Annotated in this window: 17 protein-coding genes; 1 reads left to right on the top strand and 16 read right to left on the bottom strand. The window is 49.7% G+C overall.

All coding sequences use genetic code 11. The annotated features are described in order from the left end of the window. Nucleotides 1-3: 3 nt before the first annotated feature. From ACI1P2_RS05685 to ACI1P2_RS05610, 16 genes are all read right to left on the bottom strand, one after another. A complete protein-coding gene (locus ACI1P2_RS05685) occupies nt 4-1,359 on the bottom strand; it encodes an ABC transporter substrate-binding protein (protein ID WP_355317685.1) in 1,356 nt (451 codons plus the stop codon). A 90-nt stretch (nt 1,360-1,449) separates the two neighbouring features. After that, on the bottom strand, nt 1,450-2,289 hold the full coding sequence (locus ACI1P2_RS05680; protein ID WP_355317684.1) for a carbohydrate ABC transporter permease: 840 nt from the start codon (nt 2,287-2,289) through the stop codon (nt 1,450-1,452). 6 nt (nt 2,290-2,295) lie between these two features. Further along, entirely contained in the window at nt 2,296-3,201 is a 906-nt protein-coding gene (locus tag ACI1P2_RS05675) for a carbohydrate ABC transporter permease (RefSeq protein ID WP_355317682.1), read from the bottom strand. A gap of 77 nt (nt 3,202-3,278) precedes the next feature. Beyond that, complete coding sequence (locus ACI1P2_RS05670; protein WP_355317680.1) at nt 3,279-4,520, bottom strand: response regulator; 1,242 nt, start codon at nt 4,518-4,520, stop codon at nt 3,279-3,281. Next, nucleotides 4,495-6,312, bottom strand: coding sequence for a sensor histidine kinase (locus ACI1P2_RS05665; RefSeq protein WP_355317678.1), 1,818 nt, complete (start codon nt 6,310-6,312; stop codon nt 4,495-4,497). The genes ACI1P2_RS05670 and ACI1P2_RS05665 overlap by 26 nt, the downstream gene beginning before the upstream one ends. A gap of 301 nt (nt 6,313-6,613) precedes the next feature. Beyond that, entirely contained in the window at nt 6,614-6,883 is a 270-nt protein-coding gene (gene rpsN, locus ACI1P2_RS05660) for a 30S ribosomal protein S14 (RefSeq protein WP_355317676.1), read from the bottom strand. Between the two features lie 57 nt (nt 6,884-6,940). Then, the gene (locus tag ACI1P2_RS05655; protein WP_355317674.1) at nt 6,941-8,083 is read right to left on the bottom strand and encodes a metal ABC transporter substrate-binding protein; all 1,143 of its coding nucleotides are present in this window, start codon (nt 8,081-8,083) and stop codon (nt 6,941-6,943) included. Between the two features lie 187 nt (nt 8,084-8,270). Beyond that, a complete protein-coding gene (gene cntE, locus ACI1P2_RS05650) occupies nt 8,271-9,449 on the bottom strand; it encodes a staphylopine family metallophore export MFS transporter CntE (RefSeq protein ID WP_355317672.1) in 1,179 nt (392 codons plus the stop codon). A gap of 53 nt (nt 9,450-9,502) precedes the next feature. Next, nucleotides 9,503-10,246 carry an ABC transporter ATP-binding protein gene (locus ACI1P2_RS05645; RefSeq protein ID WP_355317671.1) on the bottom strand — a complete coding sequence of 248 codons (744 nt, stop codon included), beginning with the start codon at nt 10,244-10,246 and terminating at the stop codon, nt 9,503-9,505. 2 nt (nt 10,247-10,248) lie between these two features. Then, nucleotides 10,249-11,055 (bottom strand): staphylopine uptake ABC transporter ATP-binding protein CntD, encoded by an 807-nt coding sequence (cntD, locus tag ACI1P2_RS05640; protein ID WP_355317669.1) that lies wholly within the window; start codon nt 11,053-11,055, stop codon nt 10,249-10,251. After that, nucleotides 11,052-11,954 carry a staphylopine uptake ABC transporter permease subunit CntC gene (gene cntC / locus ACI1P2_RS05635; protein ID WP_355317665.1) on the bottom strand — a complete coding sequence of 301 codons (903 nt, stop codon included), beginning with the start codon at nt 11,952-11,954 and terminating at the stop codon, nt 11,052-11,054. The genes cntD and cntC overlap by 4 nt, the downstream gene beginning before the upstream one ends. Before the next feature lies 1 nt (nt 11,955). Next, complete coding sequence (opp1B, locus tag ACI1P2_RS05630) at nt 11,956-12,888, bottom strand: nickel/cobalt ABC transporter permease (RefSeq protein ID WP_355317663.1); 933 nt, start codon at nt 12,886-12,888, stop codon at nt 11,956-11,958. A gap of 23 nt (nt 12,889-12,911) precedes the next feature. Next, the gene (cntA, locus tag ACI1P2_RS05625; RefSeq protein ID WP_355317954.1) at nt 12,912-14,522 is read right to left on the bottom strand and encodes a staphylopine-dependent metal ABC transporter substrate-binding lipoprotein; all 1,611 of its coding nucleotides are present in this window, start codon (nt 14,520-14,522) and stop codon (nt 12,912-12,914) included. 44 nt (nt 14,523-14,566) lie between these two features. Beyond that, nucleotides 14,567-15,883 carry an opine metallophore biosynthesis dehydrogenase gene (locus ACI1P2_RS05620; RefSeq protein WP_355317661.1) on the bottom strand — a complete coding sequence of 439 codons (1,317 nt, stop codon included), beginning with the start codon at nt 15,881-15,883 and terminating at the stop codon, nt 14,567-14,569. Nucleotides 15,884-15,909: 26 nt separating this feature from the next. Continuing rightward, nucleotides 15,910-16,701: a methyltransferase domain-containing protein gene (locus ACI1P2_RS05615; RefSeq protein WP_355317660.1), complete on the bottom strand. Its 792-nt coding sequence runs from the start codon at nt 16,699-16,701 to the stop codon at nt 15,910-15,912. Between the two features lie 25 nt (nt 16,702-16,726). Next, the gene (locus ACI1P2_RS05610; RefSeq protein ID WP_355317658.1) at nt 16,727-17,560 is read right to left on the bottom strand and encodes a diaminopimelate epimerase; all 834 of its coding nucleotides are present in this window, start codon (nt 17,558-17,560) and stop codon (nt 16,727-16,729) included. A gap of 227 nt (nt 17,561-17,787) precedes the next feature. Between ACI1P2_RS05610 and ACI1P2_RS05605 the strand changes: the two genes are divergently transcribed. Beyond that, nucleotides 17,788-18,783 (top strand): CobW family GTP-binding protein, encoded by a 996-nt coding sequence (locus tag ACI1P2_RS05605; protein WP_355317656.1) that lies wholly within the window; start codon nt 17,788-17,790, stop codon nt 18,781-18,783. Nucleotides 18,784-18,820 lie beyond the last annotated feature (37 nt).

Genomic DNA, 18,820 nt, shown 5'->3' with positions numbered 1-18,820 from the left:
CTGTTATTTATTGCTTTCGAAAATTTTGACCGTCCCGCTATAAAAATCGGCGACTGCCTGCTCGACCGTTTTCTTGCCAAAGCCAATTTCCTGAATGGTCGTCTCCGCCAGCTTGGAAAATTCGGAGAATCCCGGCAGATTGTAACTGACCGCAAACGGTTCGCTCTCGGCCTGCTTGGAAACCCTGCTCGTATAGTCGTAAATGATACTGTCCACCTCGTTCGCATCGCTTTCGAGCAGCTTGCGGTTGGCAGCCGTTACCGGCACGCCGCGGTCGTTGCCAAGGATCTTCGCCGCATCCGGATCGTTGACCCAGAAGCTCATCAGCCGGGCAACCTCAGCCGGATGCCCGGTTTTGGCATAACCGGACATGCCCTGGCTGGATTCGAACACAACGCCGGTTCCCTTCTGCCCCCGTGGCACCTGCACGAGTGTCAGCTTATCCTGCGTCATGCCCTGCATCGCGGCAAGCTGGTTGGACGCAGCCAGCGTCATTGCGACCTTGCCTGTAATGATCAGCGACTTGCCCGTATCGGTCGGCGGATTGGATACCTGCAGCTCCGGTGTGGCAACGCCGCCAGCTTCGGCAGTCTTTTGCCAGAAATCAAACCATGGACGAATATCAGCTTCCGTGTAGCCAAGCTGGTTGTTCGGCATATCGTACAACTGCTTACCGTGCTGCTTTAAGTAAATATCCATGCCGTCGAAGGTGAAGTTATATGTGCCATAGTAACCTTTGCCGAGTTTATCGGAAATCTGCTTGCTGACCGCCGCATAGTCGTCCCATGTCCAGCCGTCCTGCGGAACAGGGATGCCCGCTTTCTCGAACATCGACGTATTGATGATGATGCCTCTGGCGTTGGCGCCTGCCGAGATATGCTGCAGCTTGCCGTCAAATGTGCCGTATTCCACCATGGCTTTATCCACATCCTTCAGGTCGAGCTCCTTGCCGACGTAAGGGGCAAGATCCAGCAGCACGCCCTTCTTTGCATAATCGACAACATTGCCGCCGAGAAAGAAAACGTCCGGTGCCGTGCCTGATGCAAGCTGCGTATTCAGCTTATCGAAATAACCGGAGTTCGGCGCGAATTCGCCGATTACCTTAATGTCGGGATTTTTCTCCATAAACAGCTTGAGTGCCTCATTCGTACGGTCAGCACGGGCTTGATCCCCCCACCACATCACGCGAAGCTCTACCTGCCCGGCCGCTGCGCCATCACCTTCGGGAGCTGATCCGGTATTCGCCGTTCCGCTGTTAGCGCCGGCTCCCCCGGGCGGTCCACCGCTCGTTCCTCCCGAGCATGCCGCCAGTACTGTCATCAGAAGAGCTAATGTGCATGCCAGCATTGTTTTTTTCATACAACTGCTCACCCCTGTTTTTTTGTATTGGTATAAAGCGCTTACAATTACGTTTTGCCAGGCTGCTAACTTTTTATTTCAAGTCACTTCTTATTTCAAGCCTGTCGTCGCAATCCCTTCCAGAAAGTACTTTTGGAACAGGAGGAAGACCGCCGTGATCGGCAGCAGTGACAGCGCGGACATCGCCAACAGAGCGCCCCAGTCAGACTGGCCGGAAGGGTCGAACAAGGAGCGGATGCCAAGCTGTACAGTAAAGAGCCGGATGTCGCTCAGGTAGATCATTTGACTGAAGAAATCGTCCCATGACCAGATGAATGTGAAAATCGCCGTCGTAATAAGCGCGGGTACCAACAGCGGCAGCATAATCCGCAAATATATTTGCCGCTGGCTGCAGCCGTCGATTGTCGCACTCTCATCCAGCTCGCGCGGAATGCCGCGAATGAACTGCACCATCAGCAGGATGAAAAAGGAATCATGCGCCAGCCATTTGGGCAGAATCAGCGGATAATAGGTGTTGATCCATTGAAGTTCATTGTAGATCATGTACTGCGGCACGAGTGTAACGTGGTAAGGCAGCATAATTGTCACCAGCATAAGTGTGAACCACAGCTTCTTGAACCGGAATTCGAGCCGTCCGAAGGCGAAAGCCGCGAATGAACAGGTGATGACATTTCCGAGTACACTCATAACTGAGATCAGGGCCGAGTTCATGAAAAAGCGCCCAAAGGATACACCGTTAAGTCCCCGCCAGCCATTGATGTAGTTATCGAGTGTGAACTGTGCCGGCCAAAGTCCCGTATTTGTGAAAATCATCGTGTTGGGCTTGAAGGAGCTGGCGATGAGCCACAGTACCGGATATAGCATGCCGATGCCGATCAGGATGATCACGACATGTCTGCCCAACCGGGTCAGATTTTGCCTGTTCGTCATGGCACGTTACCTCCCTTCCCTGCCATCACCGTAGAACACCCAATATTTCGAGGTGCTGAACACGATAGCGGTGAATATTCCGATAATGATGAGCATAATCCAGGCCAGTGCGGAAGCGTAACCCATGTCGAAGAAGGAGAAGCCCTTCAAATACAGGTAAAGCGTGTAAAACATCGTTGCATCCAGCGGGCCGCCGCGTCCGTCCCCGATCATGAAAGCAGGCGTAAATGCCTGAAACGAGTTGATGATGCTCATAATGAGATTGAAGAAAATGACCGGTGACAGCAGCGGGAGCGTAATCCGGAAAAACTGCCGCATTTTGCCCGCCCCGTCCACCTGTGACGCCTCGTACAGATCGGCCGGGATTTGCTTTAAACCAGCCAGGAAAATGACCATCGCCGAGCCGAACTGCCAGACAGACAGTGTCACGATCGTGTAGACGACGTAATCGGGATGGGAGATCCAGGACGGCCCTTCGATGCCCAGTCCGGCCAGCAGCCGGTTGACGACCCCGGTTCCTTCAAATAATTGCCGCCATACGATCGCTATGGCGACGCTTCCTCCGAGCAGGGATGGCAGATAATAAACCGTACGGTAAAAGCCGAGCGCCCTGATTCCTTTGTTCAGCGCCATCGCTATGAGCAGCGCGAAGATCAGCCGCAGCGGAACCGACAGGAATACGTATTTGAAGGTGACGGCAAGCGAGGCGGTGAACGTGCTGTCTTCGGTGAAAATCGTGGCATAGTTATCCAACCCGATCCAGACAGGCGGGCTGAACAGATTGAACCGGGTCATCGACAGGTACAAGGAAGCGAGCATGGGACCGAGTGTCAGGCAGAAAAAGCCGATCAGCCATGGCAGCAAAAACGTATACGCGGTCAGATTGTCCCGTGCTCTTGGCAGTTTGCGCATGCGGTGTACACCCTCCTTATGGGCGAATGATAGTTGGTATGGGTTTAGCATACCCGCGATACGCATGCGCCGGAATTCTATTTCTTCGGCTCTTCGCTCTTAATTTTTTCGGGTTGCCGCTGGCGGTACTCCGATGGGCTCATGCCGTACATGCGCTTGAACTTGGTGCTGAAATAGCTCGCATTGGAGAAGCCTGTCAGCTCCGCAATTTCCCACAAGCCCATCTTCGTCTCCTCCAGCAGGCGGGCGGCATGCTCCATACGGATGTCGGTCAAGTATTGAATGAACGTCTTGCCAGCTTTTGCTTTGAACATCTCGGAAAAGTACGACGGATTGTAGTTAAAGCGTTCGGCGATCATCGTTAAATTCAGGTCGAACATGTAATTATCGTCTATGTAGTGCTGTACCGCATCCATAAGTGATGGTTTGCCCTTCCACGTGAGCAGCGCAGATAGATACCCTTCACCCCACTGCTTAAATCCGGTGACGGAATGACCGATTCCCACGAAGGGCTCAATACCGATGTAAGCGAACACATTTCTCTTCAGCGTATCGGTTAGGGAGGCAAGTCGTTCATCGTCCAGCGTCGATATGAAATGCATCAATCCCGGATAGCTCGGATCACGAAATATGCACACCGCTTCGGCATAGGTATGCATGTTTTCGCGGCAGAGGAGCTCGAACGGCAGACGGAGCTTTTCCGGAGTGCGTACAGATTCTTGTCCCTCCAGATCGGATGACCGCTCCCGCAGCCCGACAGTCAGGAAACGGACGGCGCGGGCATCCCAGTCATGCAACTGGAACAGCCTGACCCGCTCCAGCATATCGCGCTCCTGGCCAGGTGTCTCCTTAACGAGATGCACGATGAAATGTTCTTTCATCTCCATGTAGTATTGTGACATTCTCCATTGCATGATGGATGCCTGGCCCTGCTCAACCCGTTCGGCATCAAGCTCTTGACGCAGCCGAGTCAACGCCTCGGTCAGCTCGGTTCTGGCAACAGGCTTGAGCAAATAATCTCTCGCCTGATGCCGGACGGCGGCCTTCGCATAATGAATATCCTCGTAGCCTGTAATGATGAGCAACCGCAGCTCCGGGTGCTGCTCACGGCACGCCTTCAGCAGGGAAACACCGTTCATGAGCGGCATATTCATGTCCGTGATGACGATATCAAATCCTTTATCGGCAAGCTTCTCCATCGCTTCGGCACCATTCCTCGCTTCCCCTGCGATCGTCAGGCCAAGCTGCTCCCAATTTATTTTCAGCCTTAGGCCCTGGCGGATTTCCGGCTCATCATCCACGATCAACACTCGATACATGCGCAATCTCCTCCCGGAATGGCAAAATAAGTTCAATGACGGTCCCTTCTCCGGCAACCGATTCAATCCGCAGTCCGAACAGCTTTCCATAATACAATCTGCAGCGGGCAAGTACATTGCCAAGTCCGATTTCCCGGCTGCGGCTGGCAAGGATTTGGTCAAGCTGGGCGTAGGCAGCCTGGTCCGTCAGCTTGCGCAGCAGCTCTGCAGGCATGCCCGGTCCATGATCAGCGACCGACAGCCGGACGCAGTCATTCTCTCTCCGTACCCGGATATTTACATAGGCTTCAGGCGATTGCCGGAAGCTGTACTTGACAGCGTTTTCAATTAAAGGTTGAAGAATAAATTTGATGATCATGGCATCTTCCAATCCTTCATCCACCTCCATGATCAGGTGCAGCTTGTCCCCGAAGCGGACTTCGAGGATGGACATATAATCCCTCACATATTTCAGCTCCTCTGCGAGCCGGATTACATCGTCGTTAATGCGGAGTGAGAAGCGCAGCATTTTGCCAAGCGATTCGATCACCTGCACCGTATCATCCGTCCGCTTCTGCATTGCAAGGGAACTCATCAGCTCCAGCGTATTAAACAGGAAATGCGGATTAATCTGCATAAGCAGCGTCTTGTATTCCGCTTGCTGGCGCAGCAGCTTCAGCTCGAACTCGCTTTTGATGTGGGTACGGAGCTGGCCGACCATGTTACGGAATGTCGAGGTGACAAAACCAACCTCATTGCGTACGCTGCTGACAGCGGGGATTTTGGCTTCGGCGCCCGCGAAATCGCCGCGCTGGACGTGGTGCATAGCCGACACAAGGCGCGACAGCGGCCTCGTAATCCCATGCGAGAGCCAGATAGCGATAAGGACGGACACAAGCAGCAGAATAACCGCGAACGTCATCATGCTGTCCCGCAGCTTGAAGAGCTGGCCGTACAGATCCGCTTCCGAGACGAAGCCTACCAGCATCCAGTCGGTACGGACTAGCTTTTTGTATACCAGAATCTCGTCTCCCTCCTCCTGTCCTGGGGTATATTCAACGCCCTGCTTGTTCGTTCCGGCGCGCAGTCCCCCCACCTTGCCCAGCATGTCTGCATGTTTGCTGTATTCCTTCTGGGACAGCATCGGCTGCAGAAGCTCATTCACGAGAAAAATCGTGCCGTTCTCTCCCAGGTGAATCCGGTTGAGCGGGTCCAGCAAATAGGAGGAGCTAATATTCACCTTCATTACGGTTTTGGCAAGAGACGGCTCGAAGTGTCCGATCGGCATCAGCAGGCTGATGACAGGCTTGTTATTGTACTGCTGCGAATACCGGTCGAGATGGGCAGGCACCCAGCGAATGCTGCGCTCCTTGAAATCCCGGTACCACGCCTCCTCTTTAAAGGATGGATCGTTGACCACCTCGTTGTTCATGCCGATTCGCAGTCCGTCATCCCGGTAAAGAAATACGGAGGAGATGATCGAATAATTGTTTGTCGTCTGTGTCAGAAAGCGGCTGAAGTTGAGGTTCGCAAGACTTTTCTCGCCTGCCGACAGCGTCGGATCGGCCATAGCCAGCTCCCACTGGTGCGTCAGCTCGCTGTTGAAGACGAGCGAGGAGAAATCATACATTTGCGCCTGGGCCATATCGATGAATGAGCCGTATTCGTCCATTTTCTCCAGTGCTGAAGACTCAAGATAGGAGCGGATAATAGAGCGTGATTCATTGAACAACAGCAGTGTCATGACGTAGAAAGACAGTACAAACAGCAGCACGAATGCCGTGATCAGGCGGCTTTTAAGCGAATACAGCATACGTCGGGTCACTCCTCTTCGGCTTTAAAGGAACGCCTTGACTTGGATGCCTTGGCGTCGAAAAATGGTTGACTTGCCTGTCTATCGAAAAAAGGGGGGACTCATGCTGGCGACGCCCATAGTATACCATGACAAATGATGCCTTCAACCCTCACCCATAACATAAATGAGAGGTACGCAAAAAGGCCTTGACTTCATCGCCAATTGATAATGGCGATTCGTCAGGCCAAGATGATTATACTGTGTTAATAAGCTGCGTTGCCCCTCCTGCTCAAAATTGCCAATGAGAAGGGATAAAAAATTACCAGCTTGCCTTTTTCACGCCAGGTATTTGCCCTCTGTGAGCAAGCTCTCGAAATACGATCCTGGATACCTTGAATTTACTGATATATCCCCTTGGACGTCCCGTAACCGAGCAGCGGTTATGCAGACGAGTAGACGATGAATCGCGGGGCAGCTTTTGCAAAGCGGCATAATCTCCTTTTTCTTTCAGTTCTCTCCGCTTTTCTGCATACTTTGCTGCTAATGCCTGTCTTTTCAACTCTTTAACAATCTTCGATTTCTTGGCCATATCTTTTCCCCCTTTGGTAGTATATTGGGTGCGTGGACCATGCAACATTTCATTGCACTATTCGTTTAACGCCGCCTTTAAAGCCTCAAGATTCTGACGCATGACTTTAATATAATCAAGCCCGTCGGCCAGCTCCTCTTCAGATAAACCTTCAATCGGATTCAGGACCGCGGATTTGGCTCCGATCTCGTTAGCTATCGTATCGGCCACCTTGGAAGAAACCAGCGTCTCGAAAAAGATCGTCTTCACGTTGTGCTCCTTCGCGAACTTGACGATGTCAGCCATCCGGGAAGGCGACGGCTCCAGGTCAGGGGACAATCCGGCGATCGGAACTTGGGCCAGTCCGTACTGTTTGGCAAGATAACCAAAGGCGGCATGCTGTGTGATGAAGTCCTTGCGCTTGCTGTTCTTCAAGGCTGCTGCAAAATCCTTGTCGAGTGCTTCAAGCTCGGCTACATAAGCATCGGCATTGACTTTGAACTGCTCTTTATATTGCGGTGCCGCTTCGGACAGGCCCTTTTCGATATTGCGCACCTCCTGAACGGCCAGTGCTGGTGACAGCCATACGTGCGGGTCCAAGCCCCCGTGGTCGTGGTGATGACCGCTTTCTCCGTGGCCCTCAGCTTCATGCCCATGTTCATCATGAGTGTGGTCCTCAGCTTCATGCCCACCTTCATCATGAGTGTGCCCCTCGTCTTCATGTGCATGTTCGTGAGCGTGTTCACTCTCTTCGTGAGACTCTTCGCCATGCTCATGCTCTTCCTCCGCACCATCCATTAGCTCGATCCCTTGGCTGGCTTCAATGGCCTTAAGCCCGGAGCCAGTGGCGCTGTCGAGAACCTGTTCCGCCCAGCCTTCCATGCCCGCACCGCTGTACACAAGCACATCGGCATCAGTAATGGCGGCCATATCCTGTGCAGTCGGTTCCCAGTCATGGGGCTCCATACCTGCTGGAACGAGATTTTCCACATTAGCCAGATCGCCTGCTATATGGCTTGTAAATTCATACATGGGATAAAAGCTCGTTTTGATTTCCAGCTTTTCTGTTGCCTTTATAGTTGCGGATGCTTCAGTTGAGGTGGACGAACTGTTGTTTCCAGCGCTTTTATTACCCTCCGAACTTGTGTTCGATCCGCATCCGGCTGCAACCAGCATTACGGACAGAGATAAAGCAGTTAAACTATAATTCCATAATTTCATTTTCTTAGGACCTCTCTTTAATTCAAAATTTTCCGGTATGTAATCTAAGGACAGACATTTGATGACCCGTTAATTCCTATGACCAGATAAGAATCGTATTTGAACGATAAAATCACCCCTTGGTTATTCGTAAATATTACATATTAACAATAAAACATAATATAGTAAAAATTACGATTTGTAAACCTCATTTAACTGCCCCACGCCGCTCATAAGCAAAAATAATCATCGACACTGCCAAAAGCGAGCAAATCATATACATTAACGAGTAAGAGAAAATGTCCGCAACCGGCCCCAGGATAACGCCTCCTATTGAGACTCCCAGGTCAGCCATTGCAATAAATAAACCGATCAGCACATTGCGGTTAGATTGCGGCAGAACAAAGCTCAAATACGTAGTTAACGTCGGGTAAAGCAGGGCCTGCGCTATTCCCATCAACAAGGCGCCCGCATAGAATACAGCCGCTCCGCCAACTATGGAAAAACTTATACATTCCGCAGCTGCCGCAATAATGAGCATAATTCCCATCACAAAAGATGTATGCCATTGGCCGTCCGAGGGGATTTTCTTTCTTAGGAAAAAGCGTGTAACCACAATGGTGCCTGCCTGAAGCATAAGGAAGATGGCCGCACTACTGTGTTCGATTTGCACGGCATACAATGGGATAAAGGTGGTTACCGCCCCAAATACAATGGAAGCGGCCAGCATCAGAATACTGCACTTGAATAAATGAGGATTTTTGATCAATTGACTGAAGGAGTACAGCATCGTAGAGTCCTTCCCCGTTTCCGACTTAACCGGGCCCGCCTCCTTTTTGTCCATTTTGACGCTAAAACCCGTTATCCCCGTTAGGACGACTATGCCGATCATCGTCAATGTAAAGGAATTCATATCCCCTGCCTGCCACATGCCTACGGCCAGCAATGGACCAATAACCCCAGGCATGGAAGCGCACAAGGAATACATCGATATGCCTTGAGAACGGTCCTTTTCCGGCAGCGCATCAATAATGCCGATCTGCAGCGACATGGAGAAAAATGCGGTGCATACTCCTTGCAGCGTCCGGGCGAAAAAATAACCTCCTAATCCAGTAAACGTATACAGTAATAATGCCAATCCATTTATGACCAGAATGGAGCGCAGCACGTTGACCGGACCTTGCTTCTGGATCACCCTGCCGGCCCAGGGCCGAAAGATCATCGTCGTAAACAAATAAGCCCCCATGATGATCCCGATGGTCGTGTTGTTCGCCCCCAGCGCGTCTCCCTTCAAAGGAATGATCACATTCAAAATGGAGTTGGCGCTAAAGTACAGAAGTGTCAGCATGTATAACCGCAGAAAAGGCCAAGACAGGGCTCCTCTCACATTTCTCCGCTCCTTCCACTACAACCATTCAACCGCTTTTCTTGCTCATATATTTACGTTATCATCATCTGCAGCAATTTTCTTGAATACGCTGACTGTACATCTTTTAATAATTGAACTGGGACGATCTCTTCAATTTGGCCCTTTCGGATAATCATGACTCTGTCGCAAATATAGGCTGCAGCCTGAATGTCGTGGGTAATGAAGATATAGCTCATACTGTAAATTTTCCTCAAGCTTTTGAGCAATTCAAGCACTTGAAATTGAACGGGGCCATCCAACGAACTAACCGCCTCATCCAATAAAATGCACTTCGGCTCCGTGGCGACCGCTCTTGCGATGCATACTCTCTGCGCTTCCCCGCCCGACAGCTCATGGGGGAATTTTTTTCGATAAGAGGGGGAAAGGCCAACCTGCCGCAGGAGAACATCGATCTTGCTATGAATATCTTCATGAATCTTTCGCCTCAGCATCAAGGGCTCCAGCATGGCCTGTTCCACAGTAAAAAACGGATGGATAGAAGAGGTATAATCCTGAAATACAGCGCTGATATTGCCGAGCCTGGCTTTTCGATCCTCTATTCTTTTTCCATTAAAGCAAACGGTTCCCCGATCGGGTTTCTCAATCCCCAGCAGCAAGCGTCCCAATGTGGATTTTCCGCTTCCGCTTTCGCCAATAATGCCGAGACACTCCCCCGCATTGACTTCAAAGCTGATATTATGAAGCACCTTCTGCTTTTCTTTTGAAAAGATTCCGTGCTTTGTATAGGACTTCTCAACATCTTCAACAGTCAACAACGTCAGCACCCCCCCATGATTTTCTTAAAATGCTGATTCAAGGCAAGCTTCGCATTTACCAAATGTCGGGTGTACTCATGCTCAGCTTCAGAGAATATAGCCTGTGTCGTTCCTCTTTCCACAATTTCTCCATCTTTCATGACCAGAATCTCATCCGCCACTTTCTTGACAAGGCCCAAATCGTGGGACACGAAAATCATGGAGCAGCCCGTTTCGGCCCGTAATCGAATCAACTGCTCTACGACCTCGAATTGAGAGATCGTATCGAGTGCCGTCGTCGGTTCATCGGCGATGATGATGTCAGGCTCCAGCACGATGGCCAATGCGATCATGATCCGCTGCAGCATGCCGCCCGACAGCTGATGCGGATACTTGTTCAGAGTTTCGGCCGGGTCCTTCAGCATCACCCTTTCCATCGCGTTTTTCATTTTGGCCGTGATCTCGCTTTTATTCCAGCCGTAATGCTGCCCAAGCGTCTCCTTGATGTGCATGCCGATGACGCTTGAAGGATCAAAAGCACGCATGCCCTGCTGCAAAATCATGTACAGATGTTTTCCACGCATTTTTCTCATTTCTCTTTCGGAAAGCTCGTTCAAGTTTACGCCATTGAACCGTACGGTGCCGGATTGGCGGATACCTGCTTTATTCAGCTTCAGAATGGCTCTGCAGGTCACGGATTTCCCGCTTCCGCTCTCCCCCACAACAGCCAGGCAGCCTCCTTGCTTGACATGAAACGAACTGTTGGAGACGATGACTTTTCCAGTAAGGCTATCCCGGACTCGCAAATTCGACACTTCCAAAACGTTCATAAAAGATTCATTCCCTCTCTCTTCTTTTCTGTCTCACCCAGGGGGGCTATCTCTCCTTGCAGTTTGGAACTCGTGCTCATCAATTTGGGGTCTAAAGCGACTTGAAGCGCGTCGGACAAAAAGTTAATGGCCGATACGACGATCACAGTGGCCAAACCCGGGGCTAACATGAGCTCCGGCCTTGAAAACATGACCTCTTTCGCTTCATTCAGCATCATCCCCCATTCCGCATGGGGTGCCTGGATTCCCAAACCGAGAAATGAAAAGCCTGATATTTGCAAAATCATCGTCCCGAAGGAGCTGCTGGAAATGACCGCGATTTCCGGGAGCGACACCGGAATGACATGCTTCATTATGATTTTAATGTTGCTGACTCCCAATACTTTGGAGAATTTGACGTAATCGGATTCGGCATATTTCATCACGGCCGTTCGAATAACTCGGGCAAACCAGGCCCATTTCATCAATACAAACGCAATCAGAATGTTCTCAAGCCCTGCTCCCAGAATTCCGACCACCGCCAGTGACATGACATAACCAGGGAACGAAAGCATAATGTCGCAAATTCTCATCATGAAGGAATCCGTTTTTCCACCGAAATAACCGGCAATGAAACCGAGCATCGCCCCAATACCTACTGATACGGCGAGTGCAACGAACACCCAAAGCACACTGGGACGAATTCCATAAATCAATCTGGATAATATGCATCGCCCAAGATGATCATTGCCGAACAGGTATGCCCAGGACGGGGAAGCGTATCGCAGCTCCATACGCACTTCCTCCGGGTCATGAGGCGCAAAAAAGGGAGCAAATATACCAACGATCACGACGGCGGTAATAATGGATAAGGATAGAGCCGCTAATTTGTCGTTCCAAATATTTTTTAATACCCTCATCTTAAAGGCCCTTCCTTAACTTAGGGTTTAACACCGCATTGATCAGGTCAGAGACGGTGTTGAACAGCACAAAGGCTACGGCTAATACTAGAACATAGGCCTGTATGATGGGGAAATCCCGGCCAAGAATGGAGTTTACGGTCAATGTCCCCAATCCAGGCCATGCAAAGATATTTTCCACGACGACGGTGCTTCCCAGAATAATGGGAATTGCCATGCAGAACACCGAAACCGCTACCTGCATCGAGTTTCTCAATATCCGGAGCGTAATCTTTCTCTCCGGCAAACCGCAAGCTCTGCCGTACAGCACATAGTCCTCATTTAAGTTACTTAACATGGAGCTTCTGACGATCCGGAAGTAGATCCCTGCGTAGCTGACCGTCAGAACGGTGATCGGCAGAATGTAGCTTTGAACCGAGTCCATTCCGCTTGTCGGAAGCCAATCAAGCTTGACGGAGAAATACCAGACGAGGAGGGTTCCAAGCCAGTAGGATGGCATGGATGCCAGAAAAAAGGAGACGCCTCTGATCGACTTGTCCAGCATCTTTCCTTCCCGCAGCGCACAGATGACACCGAGTGCAATGGATATCACGATAATGGCGACAACCGAAACCATCGTTAATTTAAATGTATTGAGAAAAGCCGGACCCAGCAGGGACCACACCGGTTTTCCCGTGACATATGAGCTTCCGAAATCAAGCTGCAGGCATGAGATGAGCCAATCGAAATAACGGATCAGGAACGGCCGGTCCATCCCAAGAGACGCCCTCGTTTCTGCGATGAGCTCACTCGTGATACTCGGCACGCCTTGTGCCCGCAGCACGACTTCAACCGGATCAAGCGGTGAAAGATGGATCAGACAAAACGTGAAAAACGAAATCAATAGAAGCAAAGGAACCGCTAACAGCAATCGTCTGACGATATAACCGCGCATTACAGCCTCCTTTTAATATGAAACTACTCTAAGTACATCTGCTCGAAAGGCAGCTCATACTGTGTCTGCTTAAAGGAAATGCCTTGCAGATTTGTCGGAGCCACAATTGTGATATTGCCGTTCGTAATAGGAATAAAGACAGCTTCATTATGGACAATCGTTAAAATATCCGCATATAACGACTTTCGTGCATTCTCATCCGTAGATACCATCACTTCTTCGATTTTCTTGTAGAGTTCATCGGCCTGTGGTATGCCGCTTGTCGTATGATAATAAGAAGATTCGGAAGTAAAGGCGGCGACTGTGCTTTGCGGGTCATAGGCCAGCCCCCACGTTTGATTGAACAGCAGATCATAATCGCCCGTTGCCCTTCGGTTGGCGATCGAAGAGGGTTCTTCGCCGATCAGTTCCAACTGAACCCCTATGTTTTTCAACGTATTTTGGATCATTTCGGACTGTGTTTTTTGGGAAGAAGAACTCACGTCATAATAAAGCTTCATCGCTAGAGGTCTCCCCGCTTTCATACGGACTTCGCTGCCGTTTTGCCGGACCCAACCTGCTTCCTCAAGCTTTTTTTCCGCCATGCCCGGATCGTAGTTCCGCTGCTTCAACTCGACATTGGCATAGTTGACGTTGGAAGAAAACAGCGTATTTGCGGGCGTCTCCGTGTCGTCAAAGATTTGCTTGCTGATTGTTTCTCTGTCAATCGAGTGCCAAATCGCTTCGCGTACCGCCTTTTCATGCACAGGGCTATCCGCTTTGCTGCTGTTGGCCGCAATTATTTTCGTATTCATCGGCTCGCTGCGAATAATCCGGTAATCCCCTGAATCCGCCAGCTGCTTCATGGCTTCCACATCAATGCTGTCCGCGCCCCAATCATCCGTAAAGACGAAGTTAACCTCGCCTTTTTTCAGTGCCAAAAATGTCGTTTCTCCCGCTGGCAGCACCTTTGAAACAATCCTCTTCACTTTTGGCACACCGCCCCAGTAATTTTCATTGGCTTCAAATACGGCATATTGATCGGTTTTATGTTCGGTAAGCTTGTAAGGGCCTGTGCCGTGATAACCGCTGACACCGTCTTTGGTTTCCCCATTGATAAAGTCTTTGGGGGAGATGAACACATAAGGTCTCGTCATCGATAATTCGACCAAAGCCGGGTAATAGGGCTCCGATAACACCAATTCAACCGTATGCTCATCGATCACGTTGCAGCTTACGATCCTGGTCGACAGCTTGATCCAGGAATGCTTGCCGGCATTACTCTGCACTGCATCCATATTTTTCTTTACCGCTTCCGCGTTAAACGGTTCTCCATTATGGAAGGTCACGTCCTTTCTTAAATGAAAGGTGTAAACCTTCCCATCCTCAGAGATGTCCCAGGATTCGGCCAGCAACGGCTTGATCCCGTCTTTCGTGTTTTCAACCAGTGATTCGTATACCATCCCTTGCGCAGGCATGGACCCCGGATACAGATGGGGATTCATATCATTGATATCTCTTGCTGTCGCGGATATCAGTTCTTGAACTTTGTCTGTTGCTCCTGTTTTTTGACTGTTGCCTTCCCCGCAGCCGATCAGCAGCAGCACCAATAATGTCATGACTGCAGATACTGAAATTGTCATTTTTCTTTTCATCATAAAAAACAGTCCCCCCACGGTACTTCTCGTTTACTCGTTTTTTAGTTGAAATCATTCGGTTCCACACTCGTTGCGGTCTCGCCGCTGATCATCTTCACATCCTCTTCGAAGCTTTGCACGGCAAAGGCGTCGGATAACGATTTGCCCTTTAGTGCATGGGCAGCTTCCTTCAGCTTTTGCTCATAGATGGCGATAAATTTATCGATTGTCGGACATTTTAAGCCCAATCCCCTCGCAATCCCTTGTATGATCTTAATCCGGTAGTAATCTTCTTTGGGCATTCGCGGAACATCCCATTCTCCTTCCCTGTTTACGAAAACCTGCCGGATGGGAACCGCAGAGAAATCGAAGTACCGTCCCTCCGTGTCCGGTTCAGAGAATGGATCGATCAACAATGAAGCATATCGGATGTACAACAAATATTCCTGGTGAACCGGTTCCAAATGAATGAAGTTCTCGATATCATGACGCGACAGGCTTTCCGGCCTGACCGGATAGTTGTCATCTGTCATGAACTTCAGCAGATTCACACCCTTGAACCCCAGCCTTTCGATGATTTGCGTCAATTCCTTCCAGGCTGCCAGCATGTCGCGAATCATGGCCTGTGTAATGGGCCCTTCGGGAAAAAGCTTGTACACGTATTTCTTGCCGGGTGCCTTATCGAATACGGCGTTAAGCGAAAAAGCGTTCATAAATAGCGGCGGGTGGACGTACAAAGAAATATTTCTGCTCTCCGCTTCGATGGGGGAAGACATGACTTCCAAGCCGATGCCCAATTGCCCGAACAGCTTGTAGAGCCTTTTGACGTTATGTGAAGAACCTTGAGTCGAACCGATGAAAACCTTTCTTTTTACCCCGGTAGTGATCACGCGATTCGAAGGCTCCCCGCTCTTCCAGCGCGTATCGCCCAAGTAGGTGGAGAAGCTGATGATTTCCGCCTCCGATTGAAGCTCATTTATGTAATGATGGACCAAATGGTTTGAACCGAAGGTCGGGGAAATTAAAATGATGCACTTCGCCTGCTTTAAAATCCGGGTATCGAGCCGGCGCAAGACTTCGAGATATACATCTGTTGTAACTGACAATATAACGGTATCCCATTCGCCCGTCACAGTTTCGTACCCGTGAAACACATCGTCCACGAGGCATTCTCCTTCCAACTGCCGATGTTTTGCATTTTGAGTCTCTGCAAATATCCGCTTTTGGCTGCTCTGAAGGGACGCATAGAATAAATCAGAACGAAGGGAATCTCTTCCCGCAATTCCTATGCAGCAATTCAACCTATTGTTTAGCAAGACGGCCAGCTGAACGGTAGTTGGTCCTGTTCCTAGGATTAGAGTCCGGTTAAAATTGTCCATACGAACCTCCTTTTTCGATGTGGGATTTATACTTTTTTGTATAAAGCGATATCAAATACATGGTCGGGACGCAAAATGGTATCAGCCAGCCTCCACTTGCGCTCATCCACAGCTTGCATAGGATAATTGAATAGAGATTTCAACGAGTCTCCGTATCTCATCGCCACAACCACGTTCTCATGGGTTAGCGGATGCAGCCGATCCAGCAGCTCATACTTGTCAGCGACCGTTGAACTAAAAATGATATGGGTCACATTCCTTATCTCAAACTGTTCTGCACTCCCCTTATCCAACCTGATACGCAAGCCGCTGCCCAGCTTTTCTGTTACCCTTCGTCCAAGCTCGACGGCCTCCTCGTCAATGTCTATGCCCACGACTTCAGCATTTGTTCGCTTCGCAATCAACAAAGGCGTCATCGGGAATGAACCCGAACCTACCATAAACACCTTAGAATCAGGGGTAACCTGAAAGCTTCCGAATTCTTGTTCGATGCAGTCTTCAATATTTTTAAAATAATCGGTCCGTCCGGCATTTCCGTTCAACAGCATCATTGCACGATACTTTTCCATAATGGCAACACATTGCGCCGACGTCTTTCTTAACTTCGCCACAAGCTGGCTGATGTCATCAGCGCTTTGTTTCTCGAGCTGCTCCCACGCCGGTTGATTCTTCTTATCGGTGATGAAAGCAGCGTAAGCGTCGACGGTGAACGCCAGCTCCGAGCTGTGATGGACAGTGCCGTCGTAACTTGCCGCCAGAGTTTTGAACTTATCCAGATATCCCTTCATTAAATCCAAAAGTCTTGCTGTCCTGTTCATCCGTTCTCCTCGCTCCCGTGTCAATTTAGATATTGAGATATGCCTGGCCCTGCGCTACGATTTCAACGCTGCCTTCAATGCTCAAATTTGTAATCTCATTATTGCTGCTATCGGCAGCAACGTGAATGATTCCGCCTGGTTGGTTGATTTGCACCGCAATTGCGCCTTTGTTTTTCCAAGCCATGTAGGCTCCAAGTGAAGCTGTTCCTGAGCCGCATCCTTTTTCCCAAATCATGCTGTCCAGCGATGGCACATAAATAAGTGGAGCCAATTCGTTAGCTGCCGGCCTGAACAATAAAACTCCGATTACACTGAAACCTGATGTTGTTCCAAGTAATTTGGCTAATCTCTGTGCCTTTTTCCTCACAGCTTTGTTGAACCTATCCACTTCGAGCACAAGATGAAAGAATTCATGGTACCTGACAATAGCAATCGTTAGATCCTCGCCTTCATACCTTACGGTCTGCTGTTCTATTTTCCGGGGGACAGGCATATCCATCCGGCAGATATAGCCTTCCTTGATTTTCTTGACCTGACAGCTAACTATTTGCTCACTCCCCGATGCCTCCAATTCGATGTTCATCACACCACCCGCAGCGATCCCTTTCTCGGACGCTATTAAGGCGGCCAAAGCCATGCAAGCATTACCACAAAACTCACCTCCCGCCATTTGAAGATGAGCAGCCGCTTCAGGTTTAACCGGCTGTTCGATGAAGCCCACTTGTTCGGCATAAACGTTCTCATAGGACATCACTTTTGAAGCAATGTGGGCATATTCCTCCGCACGATGCTTTGTTGTTACAAGAATGGTCATGTTTTGTGTGGGGTTTACTTTGACAAATTCGATTTCCCGCCTCATCTCCATCTCCCATCCATCAAAAATAATGATTGAACTCCTTGTATTTAATAGTAATAATTACAATTAACTGTTGTAAATTATATCCACCTTATATGTTGTCGTCAATATAAAAAATTACGGGTTATTCTCGTATGGTTCATAAATTTGACAATTTGCTCGTCAACTTCTATACTTTTAATAGTAATTTTTACTATTAAGGGAGGACCCTTAGCTAAGGAGTGAAATTAATGGCAACTTTACAAGACCCCCGCATTCCCGTAACGGTATTGACCGGGTTTCTCGGCGCAGGAAAAACAACACTGCTTAATCATGTATTAACTGCAGAGCATGGCCAGAAAATTGCGGTCATTGTCAACGAATTCGGAGAAGTTGGCATCGATAACCAGCTTGTCGTGGGAGTTGACGAAGAAATCTTTGAAATGAACAACGGCTGCATTTGCTGTACGGTCCGGGGCGATCTCATCCGCATTCTCGGTGATCTGAAGGATGCGAAGCTCGGAAAGGGAGGCCGCAAGGCCGACTTTGACCGTGTGCTGATTGAAACCACTGGCCTGGCCGATCCTGCTCCGGTGGCGCAAACCTTTTTTGTCGACGATGAAATCGCCGAATTCTATAATCTCGATGCGGTCGTTGCGCTTGTGGATGCCAAGCATGCGGGCCAGCACCTGGATGAAGGCCATGAAGCGCAGGAGCAGGTCGCTTTCGCCGATGTGCTGCTTTTAAACAAAACCGATCTCGTTTCGGAAGAGGAGCTCGTGCATCTGGAGCAGCGCTTGCACGCGATGAACCAGGCGGCCAAGATCTACCGCACCCGCCATTCCCAAATCGAAATCGAACACATTCTGGGCATTGGCGCTTTCGATTTGGAGAAAAAACTGGAGATTGAACCCGGCTTTTTGGAAGAAGACCATCATGATCATGATGACGAGGTTTCCTCCGTCTTTTTCCGCGAGTCCCGCCCGCTTGATCTAAAAAAGGTGGAGCGTTTCATTCATGAATGGCTGGTGGATCATGGTGTGGATACATTCCGCTACAAAGGGGTCTTAAATATCAAAGGCACTAACAAAAGAGTGGTATTCCAAGGAATACATATGCTGTTTGGTGCGTACCCGGACCGGGACTGGAGACTGGATGAAGCACGGGTCAGCGAATTCGTCATCATCGGCAGAAATTTGGATGAAGAGTGGTTCCGCACACAGTTTGCCGCTTGTGTGGCAGAATAGAAGGATATAAGCACTTTCCCCATGCAGACAGCTAAGG

It is taken from the genome of Paenibacillus jiangxiensis (genome assembly GCF_046098255.1).
GTDB lineage: Bacteria > Bacillota > Bacilli > Paenibacillales > Paenibacillaceae > Paenibacillus > Paenibacillus jiagnxiensis.
This window is presented reverse-complemented; position numbering and strand designations above follow the sequence as displayed.

Excerpts from the sequence above, each read along its gene's own strand:
- ACI1P2_RS05685 (WP_355317685.1), bottom strand. The coding sequence starts at position 1,359 with ATGAAAAAAACAATGCTGGCATGCACATTAGCTCTTCTGATGACAGTA.
- ACI1P2_RS05680 (WP_355317684.1), bottom strand. The coding sequence starts at position 2,289 with ATGACGAACAGGCAAAATCTGACCCGGTTGGGCAGACATGTCGTGATC.
- ACI1P2_RS05675 (WP_355317682.1), bottom strand. The coding sequence starts at position 3,201 with ATGCGCAAACTGCCAAGAGCACGGGACAATCTGACCGCGTATACGTTT.
- ACI1P2_RS05670 (WP_355317680.1), bottom strand. The coding sequence starts at position 4,520 with ATGTATCGAGTGTTGATCGTGGATGATGAGCCGGAAATCCGCCAGGGC.
- ACI1P2_RS05665 (WP_355317678.1), bottom strand. The coding sequence starts at position 6,312 with ATGCTGTATTCGCTTAAAAGCCGCCTGATCACGGCATTCGTGCTGCTG.
- rpsN (WP_355317676.1), bottom strand. The coding sequence starts at position 6,883 with ATGGCCAAGAAATCGAAGATTGTTAAAGAGTTGAAAAGACAGGCATTA.
- ACI1P2_RS05655 (WP_355317674.1), bottom strand. The coding sequence starts at position 8,083 with ATGAAATTATGGAATTATAGTTTAACTGCTTTATCTCTGTCCGTAATG.
- cntD (WP_355317669.1), bottom strand. The coding sequence starts at position 11,055 with ATGAACGTTTTGGAAGTGTCGAATTTGCGAGTCCGGGATAGCCTTACT.
- cntC (WP_355317665.1), bottom strand. The coding sequence starts at position 11,954 with ATGAGGGTATTAAAAAATATTTGGAACGACAAATTAGCGGCTCTATCC.
- opp1B (WP_355317663.1), bottom strand. The coding sequence starts at position 12,888 with ATGCGCGGTTATATCGTCAGACGATTGCTGTTAGCGGTTCCTTTGCTT.
- cntA (WP_355317954.1), bottom strand. The coding sequence starts at position 14,522 with ATGAAAAGAAAAATGACAATTTCAGTATCTGCAGTCATGACATTATTG.
- ACI1P2_RS05620 (WP_355317661.1), bottom strand. The coding sequence starts at position 15,883 with ATGGACAATTTTAACCGGACTCTAATCCTAGGAACAGGACCAACTACC.
- ACI1P2_RS05615 (WP_355317660.1), bottom strand. The coding sequence starts at position 16,701 with ATGAACAGGACAGCAAGACTTTTGGATTTAATGAAGGGATATCTGGAT.
- ACI1P2_RS05610 (WP_355317658.1), bottom strand. The coding sequence starts at position 17,560 with ATGAGGCGGGAAATCGAATTTGTCAAAGTAAACCCCACACAAAACATG.
- ACI1P2_RS05605 (WP_355317656.1), top strand. The coding sequence starts at position 17,788 with ATGGCAACTTTACAAGACCCCCGCATTCCCGTAACGGTATTGACCGGG.